The 241-nt window shown below is 60.6% G+C and carries 1 protein-coding gene; it reads right to left on the bottom strand.

What is annotated here, in order from left to right; genetic code table 11:
* Nucleotides 1-53: 53 nt before the first annotated feature.
* Nucleotides 54-241: transposase (locus AX708_RS01065; protein ID WP_197426324.1), on the bottom strand; the 188-nt coding region annotated here is incomplete at its 5' end.

Below are 241 nucleotides of genomic sequence, written 5' to 3'. Positions count from 1 at the left end.
GGTCGTGTCCGTCAATGTGGTGTAAATTCGTGTGTGGCCAGCGGGCGGCATTTTCAGGCGGCCTTGGGTGTTATCTGTAGCGGCTGAGCCTCCTCGATGGTTGGTATGGCGATCGCTGCCATGCCCTCGATCTGCATGTAGCGGTGCTGGAGCTGGTATTCGTCGTTCTGCTCGAGCAGGACGGCACCGACGAGGCGGATGATGCTGTCCTCGTTGGGGAAGATGCCGACGACATCGGCGC

The sequence above is a fragment of the Erythrobacter sp. CCH5-A1 genome (genome assembly GCF_001557115.1).
GTDB lineage: Bacteria > Pseudomonadota > Alphaproteobacteria > Sphingomonadales > Sphingomonadaceae > Erythrobacter.
The sequence above is the reverse complement of the archived record's forward strand: the minus strand, read 5'-3'. Positions and strand labels throughout refer to the sequence as shown.